Below are 19779 nucleotides of genomic sequence, written 5' to 3'. Positions count from 1 at the left end.
TTTCGTTTTGTCCAACTTTTCTTTATAATATCTGAGAAGCATGTTCTTTGGTTTTTACTTTATCAATTACCTCGAGAATATTTCCGTCTTCACCAATAATAAAGGTAGTTCTGTGGATACCGTCGTATTCTTTACCCATAAATTTTTTGGGCCCCCAAACACCAAAGGCTTTAATCACACTCAAGTCTTCATCGGCTAGTAAATCATACGGAAAACCGTATTTTTCCTTAAAAGACGCTTGTCTTTTCTGGCTATCGGCACTTACGCCTAAAACTTCATAACCTTTGGCTACAAATTGCTGGTAATTATCACTTAGGTTGCATGCTTCGGCGGTACATCCTGGTGTACTAGCTTTAGGGTAAAAAAACAGCACCAGTTTTTTACCATTAAAATCGCTTAAACTAACTGTTTTACCATCTTGGTTGGCAGCGCTAAAATTTGGCGCTGCATCTCCTGCTTTTAAATTGGTCATAATTCTTTAACTTTGGTTTTTTGTAAAATTACGATATATGACCAAGCAAGAAAAGGTTGAATTTGTTATAAATACGTTAAATGACTTATATCCAAAAATCCCAATTCCGTTAGACCATCAAGATCCATATACCTTGTTGATAGCCGTATTGCTTTCGGCTCAAAGTACCGACGTGCGCGTGAATCAAATTACACCCTTATTATTTGAGCGTGCCAATAATCCGTACGACATGATAAAACTAAGCGTAGAAGAAATAAGAGAGATTATCAAACCCGTAGGCTTATCGCCCATGAAAAGTAAAGGTATTTACGGACTATCAAAAATACTCATTGACAAATACGAGGGAAAAGTGCCGCAAACCTATGAGGCTCTGGAAGCCTTACCCGCTGTTGGGCATAAAACCGCCGCCGTTGTTTTATCACAGGCATTTGGTATACCCGCGTTTCCGGTAGATACCCACATTCACCGACTCATGTATCGTTGGAATTTTAGCAATGGCAAAAACGTAGTACAAACCGAAAAAGATGCCAAACGTTTATTTCCTGAAGAACTGTGGAATGATTTACACCTTCAAATAATTTGGTATGGTAGAGAATATTCTCCAGCACGAGGTTGGGATTTGGAAAAAGATGTAATTACCAAAACTATTGGTAGAAAAACAGTGTTGGATGATTATTTTAAAAAGAAAAAGAAGTAAAAAACCGCCGATGTGGCGGTTTTTCAATTAATTAAGAAGTAGCTCAAACTTCTTGTCTTTACAATTTATAACACTTAAAGCTTTTGAATAATTAAGAATGAAATCTATGCTTTCTTTCTTGGGTTGCAGGTTTTTTTGTTTAGGGGATTCTTGAGTGTAAAGTTTTGCCATGTTATTAGCTATTTTAGGGTTACTGTATAGCTAAAACGTAGCAATATTTTGTTTAGTATGTTAGTTTGTTAAAATAATGTTTTTTTGTTCAACTAACTTTCTAAGATTGATCAAGGCGTAGCGCATTCTACCCAATGCTGTATTGATACTTACTCCTGTGCATTCGGCTATTTCTTTAAAGCTCATATCTTTGTAGATACGCATCACTAAAACATCTCGCTGGTCGTCAGGCAACTCTAAAATTATTTTTTGTAGGTCGTTGTCAATTTGGTCTTTTATTAATTGCTTTTCAACATTAAGACTGGAATCGCTAATGACTGAAAAAATATTAAAATCACCCGAATTATCAAACTTAGGCATGCGGTTATTCTTTCTGAAATAATCTATGACCAAATTATGAGCAATTCGCATTACCCACGGTAAAAACTTACCTTCTTCGTTATACTTACCAAGTTTTATGGTTCTAATTACCTTAATAAAGGTGTCTTGAAAAATATCTTCGGTTACATCTCTATCTAAAACTTTAGAGTAAATAAAACTGTAAATTTTCTGTTTATGTCGGTAAACTAATGTGGAAAGTGCTTTTTCATCACCATCGACGTAATTACGCACTAATACCGAGTCGGTTTGAAGTTCCTGTTTCATAATCATTACTTTAAGAGCAAAACAGTGCTTTGCTTGGGGTTAATAGTTTAAAGTAATTCTATAAAATAGGCACTCGGTTTTTAAAGATTAATGCCCAAATATAACAACTAATTTTTCGTATATCCAAAAAATCGGTTAAAAATTTAACATTTAAATTGCTCAGTAATCAGGTTTTAACCATGAAATACTTATTGTATCTTTGCAAAAATTGACTGAAAAATTACTATGACAACTACCAACCTAGCGGTTAATCCTAAGAATTTTATAATTATCAAAGGTGCAGCACTTCACAATCTAAAGCATATTGATGTTGTAATTCCGCGTCATAAACTGGTAGTCATTACCGGACTTTCAGGTTCGGGTAAATCAAGTCTGGCGTTTGACACCCTTTATGCTGAAGGACAAAGGCGTTACGTTGAAAGTCTATCGAGTTATGCGAGACAGTTTTTGGGCAGATTAGACAAGCCCAAAGTAGATTATATTAAAGGCATTGCCCCTGCCATTGCGATTGAACAAAAAGTTAATTCAACCAATCCGCGTTCTACCGTTGGTACCACTACCGAAATTTACGACTATTTAAAACTGCTTTTTGCCAGAATTGGAAAAACCTACTCTCCTACTACCGGCGAGCTTATTAAAAAACACACCGTTTCGGATGTTATCAGCCATGTAAAATCATTCAACGAAGGCGAAAAACTGCTCTTGCTGGCACCAATTGTTTTGGAGGAAGGTAGAAATATGGAAGACAAGCTATCTGTACTTCAGCAACAAGGCTACGCCCGTATTCAAATTAACAACGAGGTTTTAAGAATTGAACAATTTGATTCCAAAATCCATTCCAAATCCAAAATTAACCTTGTTGTAGACAGAATTGTAGTAAGAACAGATGAAGATTTTTACAATCGTTTAGCCGATGCTATTGAAACAGCATTTTTTGAAGGTAAAGGTAACTGCATGATTGAACATTTAGGTAATAACGTTACTTCTACCCTTTTCAATAACCGATTTGAAGAAAACGGCGTTGCATTTCTGGAACCCAATGTACATCTTTTCAGTTTTAATAATCCCTATGGCGCTTGTAGCAATTGCGAAGGTTACGGCGATGTTATCGGTATTGATGATGACCTGGTGTTTCCTAATACGGCGCTTTCGGTTTATGAAAATGCCATTTTCCCTTGGCGTGGCGAAAGTATGAGCTGGTACAGAGATCAGCTTGTAAATAATTCGCATAAGTTCGACTTTCCAATTCATAAACCTGTTTTTCAATTGAGCGATGCCCAAAAGCAATTGCTTTGGGACGGCAATCACTATTTTGAAGGCCTTAACAGCTTTTTTGCTGAACTTGAGTCAAAAGCCTATAAAATTCAGAATCGGGTAATGCTGTCTCGCTATCGTGGTAAAACCAAATGCAAGGTTTGCAATGGTACCAGATTGAGAATGGAGGCTAATTATGTGAAAGTAGGCGACAAAAACATTTCTCAACTGGTAGAGATGCCCATTAAACAAGTTCAGCAATACTTTGAAGAACTTGATTTAAACGAACACGACGCCAAAATAGCCAAGCGTTTGCTCATTGAAATCAAAAACAGATTACAATTTTTGCGCGATGTAGGGCTTGAATACCTCACCTTAAACCGTCGTTCAAACACACTATCGGGTGGCGAGAGTCAGCGTATTAATCTTGCCACATCGCTGGGAAGCAGTTTGGTAGGATCTATGTATATTTTAGACGAACCCAGTATTGGTTTACACCCGAAAGACGGTGCCAGACTTATAGAAGTGTTGAAAAATTTACGAGACTTGGGCAACACCGTTATTGTTGTTGAACACGATGAAGACATGATGAAAGCCGCCGACGAAATTATAGACATTGGTCCCGAAGCGGGTACCTTCGGTGGCGAAGTTGTGGCACAAGGTGATTATGCAACCATTATCCAATCAAATTCCCTGACAGCACAATATCTAAATGGTACGCTTCAAATAGAAGTTCCCGCTAAGCGCCGTGTTTCAAAGTATGCCATCGAAATTAAAGGTGCCAGAGAGCACAATCTTAAAAATATTGACGTTACGTTTCCTCTTAATTGTTTAACAGTGGTTACCGGTGTCTCAGGAAGTGGCAAAACTACTTTAGTTAAGAAAATATTGTATCCCGGGTTGCAAAAATTACTCACCGGATTTAGCGATAAGGCAGGCCAACACACCGCTATAGAAGGTGATTTTAAAAAAATTAATCAGATAGAATTTATTGATCAAAATCCAATTGGCCGTTCATCACGGTCTAATCCGGTGACCTATATCAAGGCTTACGACGAAATAAGAGGCTTATTTGCAAATACAAAGCTGAGTAAAATTAGAAATTACCAAGCCAAACACTTTTCTTTTAACGTAGATGGCGGCAGATGCGACACTTGTAAAGGCGAAGGCGAAGTCACCATAGAAATGCAATTCATGGCCGATGTGCACTTGCTATGCGAGGCTTGTAACGGCAAACGATTTAAAAAGGAAATTCTCGAGGTTAAATATGAAAATCATGACATTAGCAATATTTTAAATCTAACCATTGACGAAGCCATAGCCTTTTTTGATAAACACGGTGAAATAAAAATTACTAAAAAGTTGCAACCACTGCAAGATGTTGGTTTGGGCTATGTAACCTTAGGCCAAAGCTCTTCAACCTTATCGGGTGGTGAAGCACAGCGTATTAAACTGGCATCATTTTTAGGTAAAGGAAGTCAGGCCGACAAAACCTTGTTTATTTTTGATGAACCTACCACAGGACTTCATTTTCACGACATTCAAAAGTTATTGAAATCGTTTTACGCATTGTTGGAAAAAGGTCACTCCATCATAGTAATTGAACACAATTTAGACCTAATAAAATGTGCCGATTATATCATTGATTTAGGACCGGAAGGTGGTGAAAACGGTGGTAACCTCATCGCTGTTGGTACACCCGAAGAAATAGTAAATAATCAGGCCTCAATTACCGGAGCATTTTTAAAATCGAAACTTTAGTTTTAAAAAAACATCAGTGCATAAAGTGCCAAAAATGCTGCTGTTATTGGCGCAATGAACAACAGAAAACTAAAAATGAGCACTCCAAATTTAAAGAATGTTAGTAATTTACCTTGTCCATAAAAACGCTTCATAGCAAATAATAAATAGATAAAAAGCGACCAGATAAGCACACTGTTAAGCCATCCCCAAATATTCCAGTTTAGATTTAAAAAGGTGTAAATACTAAAAATGGCGAAGACAAAAGAGAAATAATAAAAGCTAAACACCAGATGATGCGCGTACTGACCTCTGTTGAAATACAGCAATTTTAAAATAAGAGCAAAAAGCGGTAACAAGAAGAATAAGACAATAGGAATACTATCGTAAAATGTTTGTAAAATGGTACCGCCATCTCTGTTTTTAAAAAATTTAAGCAATTGCTTATACATGCGTTTTTTTATAAATCCATCATTAGGTTTCATACCCATAAAGGCATAAATCTCAGCATCAGACTTATTTAACTTTAACATAGAGTCTATTTTACGCTCATTAATATTGGTGAAGTCACCCTGAGGCGTTTTATTTTTTGCATTTTTGTTAGAGTTTAATATAGAATCTAATTCCTTTAAATCTTTTTCAGGAATGGCCACAGGAACGTTTCTTTCTTTTAAAGTTTTACTAATTTCAGTTGCCGGAAGAGAATCGTATCTGCCTTTTTCAACTTGTTCACCTAAATAGGTAGCGCTTTTAACAGCCTTGTTTACACTTTGGATTTGTTCTCTCACACTAAACGAAAAAATAAAGAAAAAAATCACCGAAATAAACAAGTACATCTGAGCAGGATGCAAATACAACAAACGCTTACCCTCTAAAAATTTAGCGGGCAAATAACCCGGTTTAAAAATAAGAGGGAAAAAGCTTTTTAAAAATCTGGCATCAAACGAAAAATAATTAGAAATGGTGTTATAAAACAAAACACTAATGGTAAGCTGTTCCTCTGACTTTTGTCCGCAATTAGGACAAAATTTATGATCGGGTTCCAGTTGGTACCCACAATTAAGGCAGTGTTTATTTTGGTGTGGCATGGGTTAAAGATAAAAAAAATAATTATAAACTATGATGTTACTTTAAAGTAACATTTTGAGCAAATATAAATCACAAATATTTGATTATTAAATATTTAAAATATTTGTTCAAATTTTGGCACGCTGTTTGTAAAGTAATAATTGAGTTTAATTTAAAACCCTACAATTATGAAAAATTTAGCCACACTATTTACAGCTTTGTTCCTGGTAGGAACCGCTGTAAGCTTCAGCAACCATTCAGAAAGCAACGCTTCTTTAACGAGAGGTTATGGTAATTCTTTCATTTTTGTAGAAAATGGTATTGAGTTTTCAATTTTTCCCGATGGTCAGTTTGATTTCTTTATCCCAAATTACGGACCAAATGTGAATGTTGGTTTTAATTCGCCAAATTTTGCCTTTAGCTTTAATACCGGTTTTAACTATAACCCGTTCGTTCAATACGATGATTTTGGAGCTGTGATTCAGGTAATGAACACTCCTATCTTCTACGACTATTTTGGCAGAGTGAATCAAGTAGGTAATATCTTTATTAACTACAACGGATTTGGACGCGTAGCCCATATAGGTGGATTGAATATCTTTTACCGAAACAACATGTTTTCGCACTATACAGGGTTCATTAATGTATACAATAGAGGCTATGTCTTTAGACCATGGCACCGTTTCTATGCTATTCCCGCAGTTAACTTCTGCGTGGTGAGACCGTTTGCTTACAGACAATTTTATGCTCCGGTTAGATATGTATACCACAGACCCTATTACAATAACTACAGACCTGTGGTAGATTTTAACAGCAGAAGAACTCAGGCTTTAGTTGAGGGACGACGCAACACCGGTAACAGCATTAGTACACGATACAGCACCGACAATGGCAGACGTGTGGCAACAAAAAATGTTACAAGACGTAATGAAACAAATGCTTCAGCTGTTAGGTCTAACAACAATGTTACCCGAAATGCCGCTGTGAGAACTGAAAACAGCAGAGGTAATAACAACAATGCTGTAAGAGCCAATAATAACAGAGTTAATAATGCTTCTGCTAACACTGTTAGAAATAACAGATCAGATAACACCGTTAGAAATAATGCACCAACAAGTATTAACAGAAATACTGTTGCAAGCCGAAATAACAATAATCGTGTAAGCGCCAATAACACTGTGAGCAGAAACACAAATAATGTATCTCAAATAAAAAGATCAAATAATAGCACTGTTAAAAAACCAAACGTACAAAATGTACGTAAATCAGATAACAGTACTAGAGTTTCTGCCAGCAGAAGTAGTTCGAACAACAATCAAGGAACAGCTGTAAGACGCGGAGGAATTTAAAGAAAATAAAACATAATTTTGGTTGGTTAGTTAGATAGTCCTGCAAGTGTTTGCCTCAAAGCAGCTTGTGGGACTTTCTTATTTTATATATTATCTAGCCCAAACCTTTTTGAAGAATAAAGAAATATCATCAGATATGTTTAATTTCAAAATAAAAGCTAAGTACCAGAGCGTAATAAGTCCGGACTTTAAAACAATATTTATCACAGGATGAAACTTAAATTCCCAGAAATAAAAAATCAATACACTTGAAACTATTAAACCAATTATTAAAAGGGTCTTGAAGGTAATTGGTTGTACCTTAAACTTGACATATACAAACCACAACTTAAAAACATTGTAAATAGAGATTGCCAAAAAGGTGGCTAACGCTGCGCCATTAATTCCAAATTTTGGTATGAATACAAAGTTTAATACAACGGTTAATACTGCTAAAAAAATCCCTAAAAACACCACTAATCTGTAATATTTACTATTGAACAAAATAGCATTGTTGCTACCCAATAAACTGTCGAATAGTTTGGCCGCACTGATTAAAAAAACCACATACAATCCATTTGAAAACTGTTGTGGTATTAACTGGTATAATTGGTTGATATTAACGACAATCAATAAAAATAACAAACCGCTTACAGTGAATAATGTAATGGAACTTCGTAGATAGAGGTTTTTAAGTTCGTTTAACATTCCACTATTTAAAAACTGTGCATTTAACGGTGCCAATATTTGATGCATAGACCGTTGTGGTACAGCAATTACGGCCGCAATAAAAACAGCCACACTATAATAGGCTACTTCTTGTAATGGAATGTATGAATTGAGCATGAATTTATCAATATCCAGCAGTAAGGTTGATACAGATCCGGCTATAATAATCAATGCGGCATACTTTAAAATATCAGAACCTTTAGAAAGTGATTTAAAACGCAATTTTGGAAATCTAACATTAAAGGCCATCCATTTCATTACGGCGGTTCTAATCATATAAACTACTACCAAGGCATTGATAAATTGAGGCGTGTTTAAATATTCAAAATGTACACAAAACAATAAAATCATCACTGCTACCCTATGAAAAACCTCTTTCATAAAATTGCCAAAAACAGTCTTTAAATGCACCTTACTCCATGAAAAAAACACTTCAAAGTAAGCCATTGCGATGGCTATAAGATAAATGTGCAGAAAATAGTCTCCTACTATCGGATTTTCGTTCCCTAATATTTTTATGAGCCATTCAAAACTGAAATACCCTATTAAACCAATTGGTATAATGGTCAAGAAGGGTAAAAACAACATCCATGTTAAAAAAGTATCAATCGCTAGTCTACTCTTAAAAGACGAATAAAATTTTATGATGGCATGGTTAGCCCCAAAAGTCATTAATGGCATCATAATATTTGAGGTTGAGAGCATAAAAGCTACCAGACCATAATACACATCAGAAAGAAAAAAGGTGTAAAGAAACAAGGTATTGATGGCGCCAATAGCAAAGCCGGCATAAGTACTGAATACATTTTTTATAGTTTGACTTTTAACAACACCCATTACAACAAATCTGCTAACTTCTTGGTGAGTGTTTTTCGGCTAAATTGTGCTAAGCCTATTGGATGCGATTTTAATTCGCCATTTTGAAATTGTCTGAAATAACTTAGAATTAAACATTTCATACCATCAGTATCACCGGCAACGGCATAAAGACCGGTATTGGTTGTATTTATTAAATTTTCAACATCTGAATCTTCGGGACCAATGGCCAAAATTGGTGTTTCAGAAACCATGTACTCAAAGAGTTTTCCCGGAATGATGGCTTTGGTATCTTCGGAGTCAATTTCCAATAATAATAAAACCCTGGCCGTTTGCTGCAACTCCTGTGCTTTAGTATGAGATACATAACCCAATTGTTCAACGTAAGACAAAAGCTCGTGTTCTTCAAGTGAACCGATCACCTCGTCACTAACCACACCGGCCAACCGAAGTTTAAAATTGGCCTTGAACGCATCATCTTCTAAAATTAACTCTTTGAGCACTTTCCAAAGTAACACAGGATTTCTCTTAGACAACAATGAGCCAATATGAGCCAAAGTAAACTTTTCATCCTTAGGTTGAGAGGTTCTTTTATAAACATCGTAACCATTGGTGATAACCGTTACCGGTTTATCGGTTTTTGTTTGAAATTCTGCTTGGGTTTTTCGGCTGGTAACAATAATTTGATCGGCTTGGTTTAATACCTTTTTCTCGAGTTTTTCGTGTTTTCTATTAGCATACCCAATTAATTTCAATGCTTTGTGATAACCAATCGTGGTCCACGGATCTCTAAAATCGGCTACCCATTTAAGTTTGGTTTTTTGCTTTAACTGTTCACCTATTAAATGAAGACTGTGCGGCGGACCAGTGGTAACTATAGTGTCTATATGATGATTTGCTATATAATCTTGCAAAAAAATAACCGATGGTCTCACCCAGGACACGCGCGCATCCGGAATAAATAAATTACCTCTTACAAATAGTAATACTTTTTCAATAAAAGACTGTTTTCTTTCTTCAGAAATAACTCCCGAAGCTAAGGTCCCTGTTCTTTTTTTAGAAAGTATTGCAGCCAATGCATAAGGCTCTTTAATGGGCAGTTTTAAAATCTCTAGGCTTTCAGGTATGTCATTTATTAAACTATCATCGGTGATGGGATAGGAAGCATTTTCCGGAACAAAAACAACAGGTTCAATACCAAAATTGGGTAGATATTTTACGAACTTAAGCCAGCGTTGCACTCCCGGACCACCGGCAGGCGGCCAGTAATAGGCAATAATTAAAACCTTTTTACTTTTCATAAAACGAACTAAGTAAGGCTGTAACAGTTTGTTAAAATGCTATTTGCTTTCTTTAAATTTTAAATACAATCCGCCGGCAAACGCCAACACAAACACAAATGCTCCAGCAAGCATAATTTTACTACCCTTTTCAACTACTTCGGGTTCAAATTTAAACTCAATGGTATGATTACCTTTAGGCACAAACAAGCCTCGCAAGATGTAATTAACTCTTTCAATAGGTTGTTCTTCATCATCAATAAAAGCCTTCCAACCGTTGGAATAATAAATTTCAGAAAATACTACAAAGCCATCGTTAGTATTATTACTACTGTATTTTAAATAATTAGGTTTATGATTAATTAAATTAATGGTAGCTGTTGAATCAACTACATAACTTACAGGATAATCAAAGGTTTGGGAACTTATCGCTTTCTGTTTAAAATTAAGCGTATCTAAGGATAACAATACCTCGTTTTCATTAGTTAAATTTTGTAGGTTTTCAACAAACCAGGCATTGCCGGCAGCTTCTTCGTTTTGATAAGGAAACACCTGATTTTGCTCGTTTTCAATAATGATATATTTGGTATTGAGCATATTTAAAACATTGATATTGTTGTTAAGTATATAAAAATTATACACGTCGTTATACCTTCCAAGTTTTGCAGCATGATAACCGCCTAAACTATTGTGGAAATAAGACGCTCTTGCGGGCGAACGTCTCCCCTCTTCGCTAAGATCAAATACACGATAATGCGAATTATCTTTTAATATCTCCAAATCGGCAGCGTTAGCCGAAAAGGGCTTATCAACTCGCGTAGCAGGCATAAAATTATCATTATTGACGTAATTTAAATTAATGCTTACCAAGTCGAATACAATTAAAACACCCAAAGCCAAAGTAGTCTTTAGGGTATTTAATTTTGATGTTGCAAAACCATACAATACCGTTGCTGCCAATGCCACCAAAATAAAACTGCGCAGGGCGTCGGCCGAAAACAAACTTTTACGGTCTTCGATTACAGCATCGACAAATTCGTTACCGTAATTTTGACGGTAAAAACCATCGTTTACACCGACAAAATCAAGAAACACATCTTTCAGCAGAAAAAACCCTAATGCAATTCCACCGGTAATTACAAATGTATTTTTAAGCGTTTTTATTTTAAGTGATTTATCCGAAATTTTAAAAAATTGATGCAAGCCCAAAATACCTAATGCCGGTACACAAAGTTCTAACAAAACCTGTATTGAACTTACAGCTCTAAACTTATCGTAAAGTGGTACATAATCAATAAAAAAGTTGGTTAAAAAGCCTAAATTTTTACCGTAAGACAACAATAACGACATGATGGCTCCTGCCACAAGCCAGGTTTTAACAGAACCTTTAACTACAAATAATGCGAGTATAAATAAGAAAATAACCACAGCGCCAATATAGGCTGGGGCTTCTACAATGGGCTGGTCTCCCCAATAAGTTGGTGTGCCTCGGGAGGCCTCAAGTGCCTGCACAGGAGAAGCCCCCTGATCCTTAAAAAACTGATAGGTGGCAGACTCTTTACCAACATCTTCGTAGCTGCCGCCACCCATAAATCTTGGGATGAACAAGTTAAACGACTCTAATTTTCCGTAGCTGTATTCGGTAATATAATCTCTGTCTAATCCCTTAGTAGGTACTTTTTCTGAACCATCCAAATTAACAGTGATCTCAGTTTTACCTCTGGTGCTTTCCTTTACATACTGCTGAGTAGCCATTAATGGCGCTGCATTGAGCAACAAACCAATCACAACAGCCACTGATAACATTCCAACTGTTTTGAAAAAGTGTGTTAGTTGCGATTCTTTAATGGATTTAATCAAATACACTATACCTAAAACCAACACCAGCAGCAGCAAATAATAGGTCATTTGCACATGATTGGTTGATATTTCCAGTGCCATGGCGACCGTAGTGAGCAAGAAACCGTAAATGTATTTTTTATTAAACGTTAGAATAATCCCGCTCAACACCAAAGGCATGTAAGCAATGGCATGTGCTTTACTATTATGGCCAACACCTAAAATAATGATGAGATAGGTTGAAAATCCAAATGCCAATGCTCCCAAAGCAGCCAGTTTAAAATCTACTTTTAATACCAGCATAAAAATGTAAAAGCTTATAAAATAGAGAAATAAATAATCGGCCGGTCGTGGTAAAAACCTCAAAACACTGTCTAAGTCTTTAATAAAATGGTTTTCATACCTCGCACCCGACTGATAGGTTGGCATCCCTCCAAAGGCACTGTTAGTCCAATAGGTTTCTTTGTTGTTCTCGGCTTTAAAATCTTTTTGTTGTTTGCTCATGCCAATAAAATGCATGATATCACTTTGAAAAATTTTCTTCCCTTGTAAAACCGGATTAAAATATGCTAAAGACACTGCTACAAAGGCTGCAACCACAATTAAGTGTTTTGCAATACGAGATAAAAAAATTTGCATGGATGTTATTTAAACCTTAAGGTTGAAAATTAATCAATTTCTTCGAAATCTATGTACTCACCAACATTTTTATTAGATTTCTGATGCTGATTTGGAATACTATCTATGACCGTTTCGCCTTCCTTTTGGTTTTTATCTGAACCTTGCGAAGTGTGATTGTAAACATTACCAAATTTTTGCTCAAACTTTTTAGCAGCATATTTAAACAAAAAAGGTGCAAAAATACGAGCCAGTAACTTTAGTGTATAATACACCAAAATGATGATTAAAATGGTTTTTAAAAGTCCGGTAAAAGAAGCCTCTTGCATCATTTTGACTGAATTTCGTCAAAATTACAATTATCTGCAATGAAATAGGCACCTTCATGCCTTAAAAAATACATAAAATATCTATATTTGACCATAATCAAATGCTTATGCCAACAATCAAAAAATTTCTGTTTGTACTTTTACTATGCATTAGTTTTTCGAGTTTTTCGCAATATACTGACGTTATAAACTCCAATCGACCAGGTGTTTCCAATAGTGCTTTTTCGGTTGGAACCAATGTGTTACAGTTTGAAATTGGACCGAGACTTATTAATCAAGAACATACACCACTTCGTTATGAAGTATCAGGATTTGGTGTTGATTTTGCGGCCAGATACGGCCTATTATTTGAAGAATTGGAAATAAGAGTTCAAGGCTCTTACCAAAATGATACTTTTAAAGACTTCCGTTCTTCAATACCATCTGAGAATAGCCGCGCCAACTTTAGCAATTTAACTATTGGTGCACAGTATTTAATTTACGATCCTTATAAAAACGCAGAGGAAGACAAACCTAATCTATACAGCTGGCGCGCCAATCAAAAATTTAAGTGGAAATCTTTAATTCCGGCGGTTGCTGTGTATGCAGGAGTAAATTACGATACAGAAAACAATCCGTTTACACCACCGGGCATAGAAGGCTTTAGCCCTAGAGTATCGGTTAACACACAAAATAATTTCGCCGGTGGCTGGGTGTTTGTTACTAATTTTATGTTGAATAGAATAGGAACCGATGACCCTGATTTTCAATATATTTTAACCCTAACCCATGCCATCACACCACAATGGGTTGTTTTTGGAGAAACCCAAGGTATCAAAAGCGATTTTTATGCCGATAATTTGTTTAGACTTGGCGGTGCGTATTTATGGACCAAAGATTTTCAATTAGATACTTCAATTACTTTTAACACAAAAGATACGCCTTCGGTATTTAATGCAAGTGTTGGTGCTTCTTACCGTTTTGATTTTCACAAAGACAAAAAGATTGACAACAATAACGATGTCAAAGCTGAAGGTGAAAGGCAATCTAACCAAAGAAAAACGGATTTTTAAAAGCCAATAAATTATTTGTATGATTACAGTAAAGGCCGTAAAGACTAAAAAAGACCTCAACACCTTTATAAAATTTCCTTTCTCCATTTATCAAGATTGCCCTTATTGGGTACCACCAATTGTTTCGCAGGAAAAAGAAGTTTTTAACGCTAATAAAAATCCGGTCTTTAAAGACGCCGAGGCACATTTATTTATTGCCTATAAAGACAAAAAGCCTGTTGGCAGAATAGCCGGAATTATCAACTACATTGAAGTAAACCAGCTTAATCAACCCAAAATGAGATTTGGATGGTTTGATTTTATAGATGATTTAGAGGTTAGCAAAGCCTTGTTAGAAAAAGTTGAAACCATTGGCAATGAAAAAGGCTTGGCCTATTGCGAAGGTCCGGTAGGTTTTTCAAATTTAGATAAAGTTGGTATTGTCACCGAAGGTTTTGAGTTTTTAGGGCCGATGATTACCTGGTATAACTATCCGTATTATCTCAATCATTACCAAACCCATGGTTATACAAAGGAAAAGGGTTACGTTGAAAATCAATTTTCATTTTCAAACGTAGAACCCACATTTTTTGTGAAGGCGCGCACATTAATTGAACGCCGTTATGGCTTAAAATCCATGAATTTTAAATCGACTAAAGAATTGCTGCCTTATGTAGACGATTTATTTGAATTGTTCAACATCACTTATTCAGAATTGTCATCGTTTGTAAAGATTACCCCTATTCAAATTGAATATATTAAAAGAAAGTTTATTCCATTTATCAATCCGGAATATGTGAAATTTGTTTTAGATAAAGACGATAAAATCATTTCGTTTTCTATTGTTATGCCTTATCTATCGGATGTAGTGAAACAAATTAATGGAAAACTTTTCCCATTAGGATTTGTGAAATTACTAAAAGCTAAAAAGCAAAGTAAAACGGTTGAATTTACACTAATAGGAATTTTACCGGAATATCAAAATAAAGGTGTTACCGCAATTATATTTGACGAATACTACAAAACTTTTAAAGAAAAAGGCATTGAGCACTGCATCAGAACGCCAGAGCTTGAAGACAATATCGCTATCCAGCAATTATGGAAGCACTTCAACCCAATTTTGTACCGAAAGCGCCAAACCATGAGAAAAGACTTATAAAAAAAGCCGCGATTGCGGCTTTTAAAATTTTGAAAAATTATCTAGTTAAAATTATTCTCCCATGGCAGCAGACACTGCAGCAGATAATCTTTTGTAGGTACCATTTTCTAAACGATCGCGAATAGCTGAAAAAGCATTTAATGTATCTTCCACGTCTTGCAATGTATGAGTAGCTGTTGGAATCATTCTTAAAAGAATTAAACCCTTTGGTATTACCGGATACACAACTATAGAGCAGAAAATACCGTGGTTCTCACGTAAGTCTTTAACCAAAGCCATAGCTTCGGGAATACTTCCTTTTAGATAAACCGGAGTTACACAACTTTGTGTAGTTCCTAAATCAAATCCACGCGCTCTTAATCCGCTTTGTAAAGCATCTACATTCTCCCATAACTTAGCTTTAAGCTCAGGCATGGTTCTTAGCATTTCTAAACGTTTTCTAGCACCAACCACCAACTGCATTTGCAATGATTTGGCGAACATTTGAGAACGCAGGTTGTATTTTAGATAATCTATAATTTCTTTATCGGCAGCAATAAAAGCACCTGTACTGGCAATTGCTTTAGCGAAAGTCGCAAAATAAACGTCAATATCATCTTGCACGCCTTGCTCCTCACCTGCTCCGGCTCCTGTTTTACCAAGGGTTCCGAAACCATGGGCATCGTCTACTAAAAATCTAAATTTATATTTTTTCTTTAGAGCTGCAATTTCTTTTAACTTACCTTGTTCGCCACGCATACCAAAAACGCCTTCAGAAATCACCAAAATACCACCACCGGTTTGCTCGGCCATTTTTGTAGCGCGCTCAAGGTTTTTTTCTAAACTTTCAATATCGTTGTGCTTGTAAGTAAATCTTTTACCCATGTGTAAACGTACACCATCAATAATACAAGCATGTGCGTCTACGTCGTAAACAATAATATCGTCTTTAGATACCAATGCATCAATGGTTGACATGATTCCCTGATAACCAAAATTAAGAAGATAGGTGGCTTCTTTGTTGACAAATTCAGCCAATTCATTTTGTAATTGCTCGTGTAAATTAGTATGTCCAGACATCATTCTGGCACCCATAGGATATGCAGAACCGTATTGCAACGCTGCTTCAGCATCTACTTTACGAACTTCAGGATGGTTGGCCAAACCAAGATAATCGTTTATACTCCAAGTGATGACATCTTTACCTTGAAATTTCATTCGGTTTGAGATTTCACCTTCTAACTTTGGGAATACGAAATAACCTTCAGCTTGTGAAGCCCATCTTCCAAGCGGACCTTTATCGCGATATATTTTATCGAACAGATCTTTCATTTAACTTAAATTAGTTATTGTTAGTTGGGGCAAAATTAGATAAATATCTTATTTGCACCCAATAAATTCTACAGTAATGTAAACAATTTTGTGAACAAGTGAAGTAATTTAGAAATTGCCTTCTGTTACTTGATATATTGAATGGTTTCAGAAACTTCGCTTTTGCTGTCAAAGAAACCTTGCTCTTGCATCCATTTATCGCTGTAAACTTTACTCATATAGCGAGAACCGTGATCAGGGAAAATGGCTACTACCTTGTCACCTTTTTTGAAAGTGCCATCTTCATTAAGCTGCTTAATGGCCTGCATTACGGCGCCACTGGTATAGCCCACGAATAAACCTTCGGTTCTGGAAATTTCTCTCGCGGTATGAGCACTCGACTCATCAGTTACCTTAATAAAACGGTCTATTATTTTAAAATCGGTTGCGGTTGGAATAAGGTTTTTTCCTAAACCTTCAATGCGGTAAGGATAGATTTCCTTTTCATCAAACTCACCGGTTTCGTGATATTTTTGAAGTACTGAACCGTATGCGTCAACACCAATAATATTGATGTTTGGGTTTTGCTCTTTTAAATATCTGGCAGTTCCTGAAATAGTTCCGCCGGTGCCACTACAGGCAATTAAATGGGTAATTTTACCTTCGGTTTGTTGCCAAATCTCAGGACCGGTTGAACGGTAATGAGCGTCTATATTAAGTTGATTGAAGTATTGATTGATATAAACAGAACCTTTTATTTCTTCGTGTAAACGTTTGGCAACCATGTAGTACGAACGCGGATCGTCTGCACTCACATGAGCCGGACAAACGTATACCTGTGCACCCATCGATTTAAGCATATCAATTTTATCGGCAGATGACTTTGAACTCACCGCCAAAATACAATTGTAACCCTTAATAATACTAACCATTGCAATGCTAAAACCGGTATTTCCTGAAGTAGTTTCAATAATGGTATCACCCGGTTTTAATATTCCCTGGCGTTCGGCTTCGTTTATAATAAATAAGGCGATTCGATCTTTAGAAGAATGACCCGGATTAAAAGACTCAACTTTTGCATAAAACTCACCATCAAAGTCTTGGGTCATTTTATTTAATTTGATAAGCGGTGTATTGCCAATCAGGTCTAACACATTATCAAAAACATTCAAACTTTTTTTCATAAATGCTATTTATCAATATCACAAAAAAAATGATACCTAAAACCAAGCAAAAGTAATAGATTTTTTTTAATTAGCGGGTAATATTCTCCAAATCCAGTAAAAAGGCGTATTCTTCGGCATCTTCTTTTAAAGCTTCAAACCTTCCCGAAGCACCGCCATGGCCAGCTTCCATGTTGGTTTTAAGATACAATTTATTGTTATTGGTTTTAAACTCCCGCAGTTTGGCAACCCACTTGGCCGGCTCCCAATACTGCACCTGTGAATCGTGATAACCTGTTGTAACCAGCATATTTGGATAATCCTGTGCTTTTACCTGGTCATATGGCGAATAAGATTTTATATAATGGTAATAAGTTTCTTCGTGCGGATTGCCCCATTCGTCGTATTCGCCTGTTGTTAGCGGAATGGTATCGTCTAACATGGTGTTCACCACGTCTACAAATGGCACTGCTGCCACTATCCCATTGTACAACTGCGGCGCTTGATTAATAACTGCCCCCATTAACAAACCTCCGGCACTGCCACCCATAGCATACAAATGTGATGCAGAGGTATATTTTTGATCAATTAAAAATTTTGAGCAATCTATAAAATCTGAAAAGGTGTTTTTCTTTTGAAGCAGCTTTCCGTTATCGTACCACTTTCTGCCTAAATATTCTCCACCTCTAATATGTGCAATGGCGTAAATAAAACCGCGATCCAATAATGAAAGTCGTAGAGTCGAAAAATACGGATCTACAGTTATTCCATACGAACCATAAGCATACAACAGTAAAGGGTTGTTACTATCATTTTTAATCCCCTTTTTATATACCATAGAAATTGGTATTTGGGTACCATCCTGAGCAGTTGCCCACACACGTTGTGACTGATAATTTGCTTCGTTATAACCACCAACGATTTCTTGTTGTTTTAACAATATTTTTTCTTTGGTTCGCATATTAAAGTCGAATGTAGAATTTGGTGTGGTTAACGAGCTGTAGCTATAGCGCAGCAACTCGGTGTCAAAATCTACATTGCTTGTTGTATTAACCAGGTAAGTTTCAGAATCAAATGATAAATAGTAAGAACTATCATCATCCCATCTTATCACTTTAATTTGATTTAAACCATTGGTTCGTTCTGATACCACCAAATAATCTTTAAAAATGTCAATGTCTTCTATCAAGGTATCTTCACTGTGAGCAATCACTTCATGCCAGTTTTCAATGCCGGTTTTAGATACCGGTGTTTTCATAAGCTTAAAATTGAAGGCCTCATCTGCATTGGTGACAATGTAGAAGCTATCTTTATAATGCGAAATACTATACTCAAGATCTCTTATTCGCTTTTGAAAGCATTCAAAATTCTCATCAGGTGTATCGGCGTTTAAAATATGATATTCGTTTGAAACTGTACTGTAACAAGCAATGATGATATAGTCTCTTGATTTGGATTTGTATACGGTGGTTCCAAAAGTATCGTCTTTTTCAACAAACACACAATAATCTGCTAACTTCGACCCTAATTTGTGCTTATAGACACTATCGGCTCTCAAGGTCTTTTCGTCTTTTTTGGTGTAGAAAAACGTTTGATTATCATTGGCCCAAGCGGCTGAGCCGGTAGTGTTGGGAATAACATCGTCTAAAATATTTCCGGTTGTTAAATCCTTAATTCTAATCTCATACTGGCGCCTGCCTACCGTATCTAATCCAAAAGCTATTTTTGTATTATCCGGACTTACACTCAATCCAACCATTTTGAAATAAACATAACCTGCTGCCATTTCATTGCAATCAAACAAAATTTCTTCTTCGGCTTCTAAGCTCTCCTTTTTACGCGTGTAAATGGGATAATCTTTATTAACTTCGTACCTTACAATGTACCAATAGCCATTGTACTTGTAGGGAACCGATGAATCATCTTCCTTAATTCTGGCCTTCATTTCTAAAAACAACTGCTCTCTAAAATCTGCCAGGTGCTTGGTTTCTTCCTCGTAAAAGGCATTTTCGTCATTGATGTAATCTAGTACATCTTTATGGTCTCTTTCATTCAGCCAAAAATAATCGTCAATTCTAGTATCTCCGTGAACTGTAATTTTAGTCTCAATTTTTTTTGCCCTTGGCGGAAGTTGCATCATGTTATTTTTT

15 protein-coding genes are annotated in these 19779 nt (G+C 36.0%); 5 read left to right on the top strand and 10 right to left on the bottom strand.

The window, feature by feature from the left end:
• Positions 1-22: 22 nt before the first annotated feature.
• Positions 23-472 (bottom strand): thioredoxin-dependent thiol peroxidase, encoded by a 450-nt coding sequence (gene bcp, locus FJ651_RS12830; protein ID WP_140990935.1) that lies wholly within the window; start codon positions 470-472, stop codon positions 23-25.
• A 37-nt stretch (positions 473-509) separates the two neighbouring features.
• Here bcp and FJ651_RS12825 point away from each other — a divergent pair, with 37 nt between their 5' ends.
• On the top strand, positions 510-1169 hold the full coding sequence (locus FJ651_RS12825; RefSeq protein WP_140990934.1) for an endonuclease III domain-containing protein: 660 nt from the start codon (positions 510-512) through the stop codon (positions 1167-1169).
• A 231-nt stretch (positions 1170-1400) separates the two neighbouring features.
• Here FJ651_RS12825 and FJ651_RS12820 read toward each other — a convergent pair whose 3' ends face one another.
• Positions 1401-1985, bottom strand: a complete 585-nt coding sequence (locus tag FJ651_RS12820) for an RNA polymerase sigma factor (RefSeq protein WP_140990933.1) — start codon at positions 1983-1985, stop codon at positions 1401-1403.
• A 225-nt stretch (positions 1986-2210) separates the two neighbouring features.
• Here FJ651_RS12820 and uvrA point away from each other — a divergent pair, with 225 nt between their 5' ends.
• The gene (gene uvrA / locus FJ651_RS12815) at positions 2211-5000 is read left to right on the top strand and encodes an excinuclease ABC subunit UvrA (RefSeq protein WP_140990932.1); all 2790 of its coding nucleotides are present in this window, start codon (positions 2211-2213) and stop codon (positions 4998-5000) included.
• A 2-nt stretch (positions 5001-5002) separates the two neighbouring features.
• Here uvrA and FJ651_RS12810 read toward each other — a convergent pair whose 3' ends face one another.
• A complete protein-coding gene (locus tag FJ651_RS12810; RefSeq protein WP_140990931.1) occupies positions 5003-6067 on the bottom strand; it encodes a DUF3667 domain-containing protein in 1065 nt (354 codons plus the stop codon).
• A gap of 168 nt (positions 6068-6235) precedes the next feature.
• On the opposite strand from FJ651_RS12810, the gene FJ651_RS12805 reads away from it, so the two are divergent.
• Complete coding sequence (locus FJ651_RS12805; protein ID WP_140990930.1) at positions 6236-7396, top strand: hypothetical protein; 1161 nt, start codon at positions 6236-6238, stop codon at positions 7394-7396.
• 90 nt (positions 7397-7486) lie between these two features.
• On the opposite strand, the gene FJ651_RS12800 is transcribed toward FJ651_RS12805, so the two are convergent.
• Genes FJ651_RS12800 through FJ651_RS12785 form a run of 4 tightly spaced genes read right to left on the bottom strand, consistent with a single transcriptional unit; the run spans position 7487 to position 12989 of the window.
• Entirely contained in the window at positions 7487-8941 is a 1455-nt protein-coding gene (locus FJ651_RS12800) for a lipopolysaccharide biosynthesis protein (RefSeq protein WP_140990929.1), read from the bottom strand.
• Positions 8941-10221, bottom strand: a complete 1281-nt coding sequence (locus FJ651_RS12795) for a glycosyltransferase family 4 protein (protein WP_140990928.1) — start codon at positions 10219-10221, stop codon at positions 8941-8943. The genes FJ651_RS12800 and FJ651_RS12795 overlap by 1 nt, the downstream gene beginning before the upstream one ends.
• 39 nt (positions 10222-10260) lie before the next feature.
• Entirely contained in the window at positions 10261-12678 is a 2418-nt protein-coding gene (locus FJ651_RS12790) for a YfhO family protein (RefSeq protein WP_140990927.1), read from the bottom strand.
• A gap of 29 nt (positions 12679-12707) precedes the next feature.
• Positions 12708-12989, bottom strand: coding sequence for a DUF4834 family protein (locus FJ651_RS12785; protein WP_140990926.1), 282 nt, complete (start codon positions 12987-12989; stop codon positions 12708-12710).
• A 104-nt stretch (positions 12990-13093) separates the two neighbouring features.
• Between FJ651_RS12785 and FJ651_RS12780 the strand changes: the two genes are divergently transcribed.
• Both FJ651_RS12780 and FJ651_RS12775 read left to right on the top strand, forming a co-directional pair.
• Positions 13094-14038 carry a transporter gene (locus tag FJ651_RS12780; RefSeq protein ID WP_140990925.1) on the top strand — a complete coding sequence of 315 codons (945 nt, stop codon included), beginning with the start codon at positions 13094-13096 and terminating at the stop codon, positions 14036-14038.
• A gap of 19 nt (positions 14039-14057) precedes the next feature.
• Positions 14058-15176 carry a GNAT family N-acetyltransferase gene (locus FJ651_RS12775; RefSeq protein ID WP_140990924.1) on the top strand — a complete coding sequence of 373 codons (1119 nt, stop codon included), beginning with the start codon at positions 14058-14060 and terminating at the stop codon, positions 15174-15176.
• Positions 15177-15227: 51 nt separating this feature from the next.
• Here FJ651_RS12775 and FJ651_RS12770 read toward each other — a convergent pair whose 3' ends face one another.
• The 3 genes from FJ651_RS12770 to FJ651_RS12760 all read right to left on the bottom strand — a co-directional run bounded on the left by FJ651_RS12770 (position 15228) and on the right by FJ651_RS12760 (position 19769).
• A complete protein-coding gene (locus FJ651_RS12770) occupies positions 15228-16487 on the bottom strand; it encodes an aminotransferase class I/II-fold pyridoxal phosphate-dependent enzyme (RefSeq protein WP_140990923.1) in 1260 nt (419 codons plus the stop codon).
• Positions 16488-16612: 125 nt separating this feature from the next.
• The gene (locus tag FJ651_RS12765; protein ID WP_140990922.1) at positions 16613-17650 is read right to left on the bottom strand and encodes a PLP-dependent cysteine synthase family protein; all 1038 of its coding nucleotides are present in this window, start codon (positions 17648-17650) and stop codon (positions 16613-16615) included.
• Positions 17651-17720: 70 nt separating this feature from the next.
• Positions 17721-19769, bottom strand: a complete 2049-nt coding sequence (locus tag FJ651_RS12760; RefSeq protein WP_394348094.1) for a S9 family peptidase — start codon at positions 19767-19769, stop codon at positions 17721-17723.
• Positions 19770-19779: the final 10 nt, after the last annotated feature.

Origin of the sequence: Paucihalobacter ruber, assembly GCF_006494535.1 — a bacterium.
Lineage (GTDB): Bacteria > Bacteroidota > Bacteroidia > Flavobacteriales > Flavobacteriaceae > Paucihalobacter > Paucihalobacter ruber.
The sequence above is the reverse complement of the archived record's forward strand: the minus strand, read 5'-3'. Positions and strand labels throughout refer to the sequence as shown.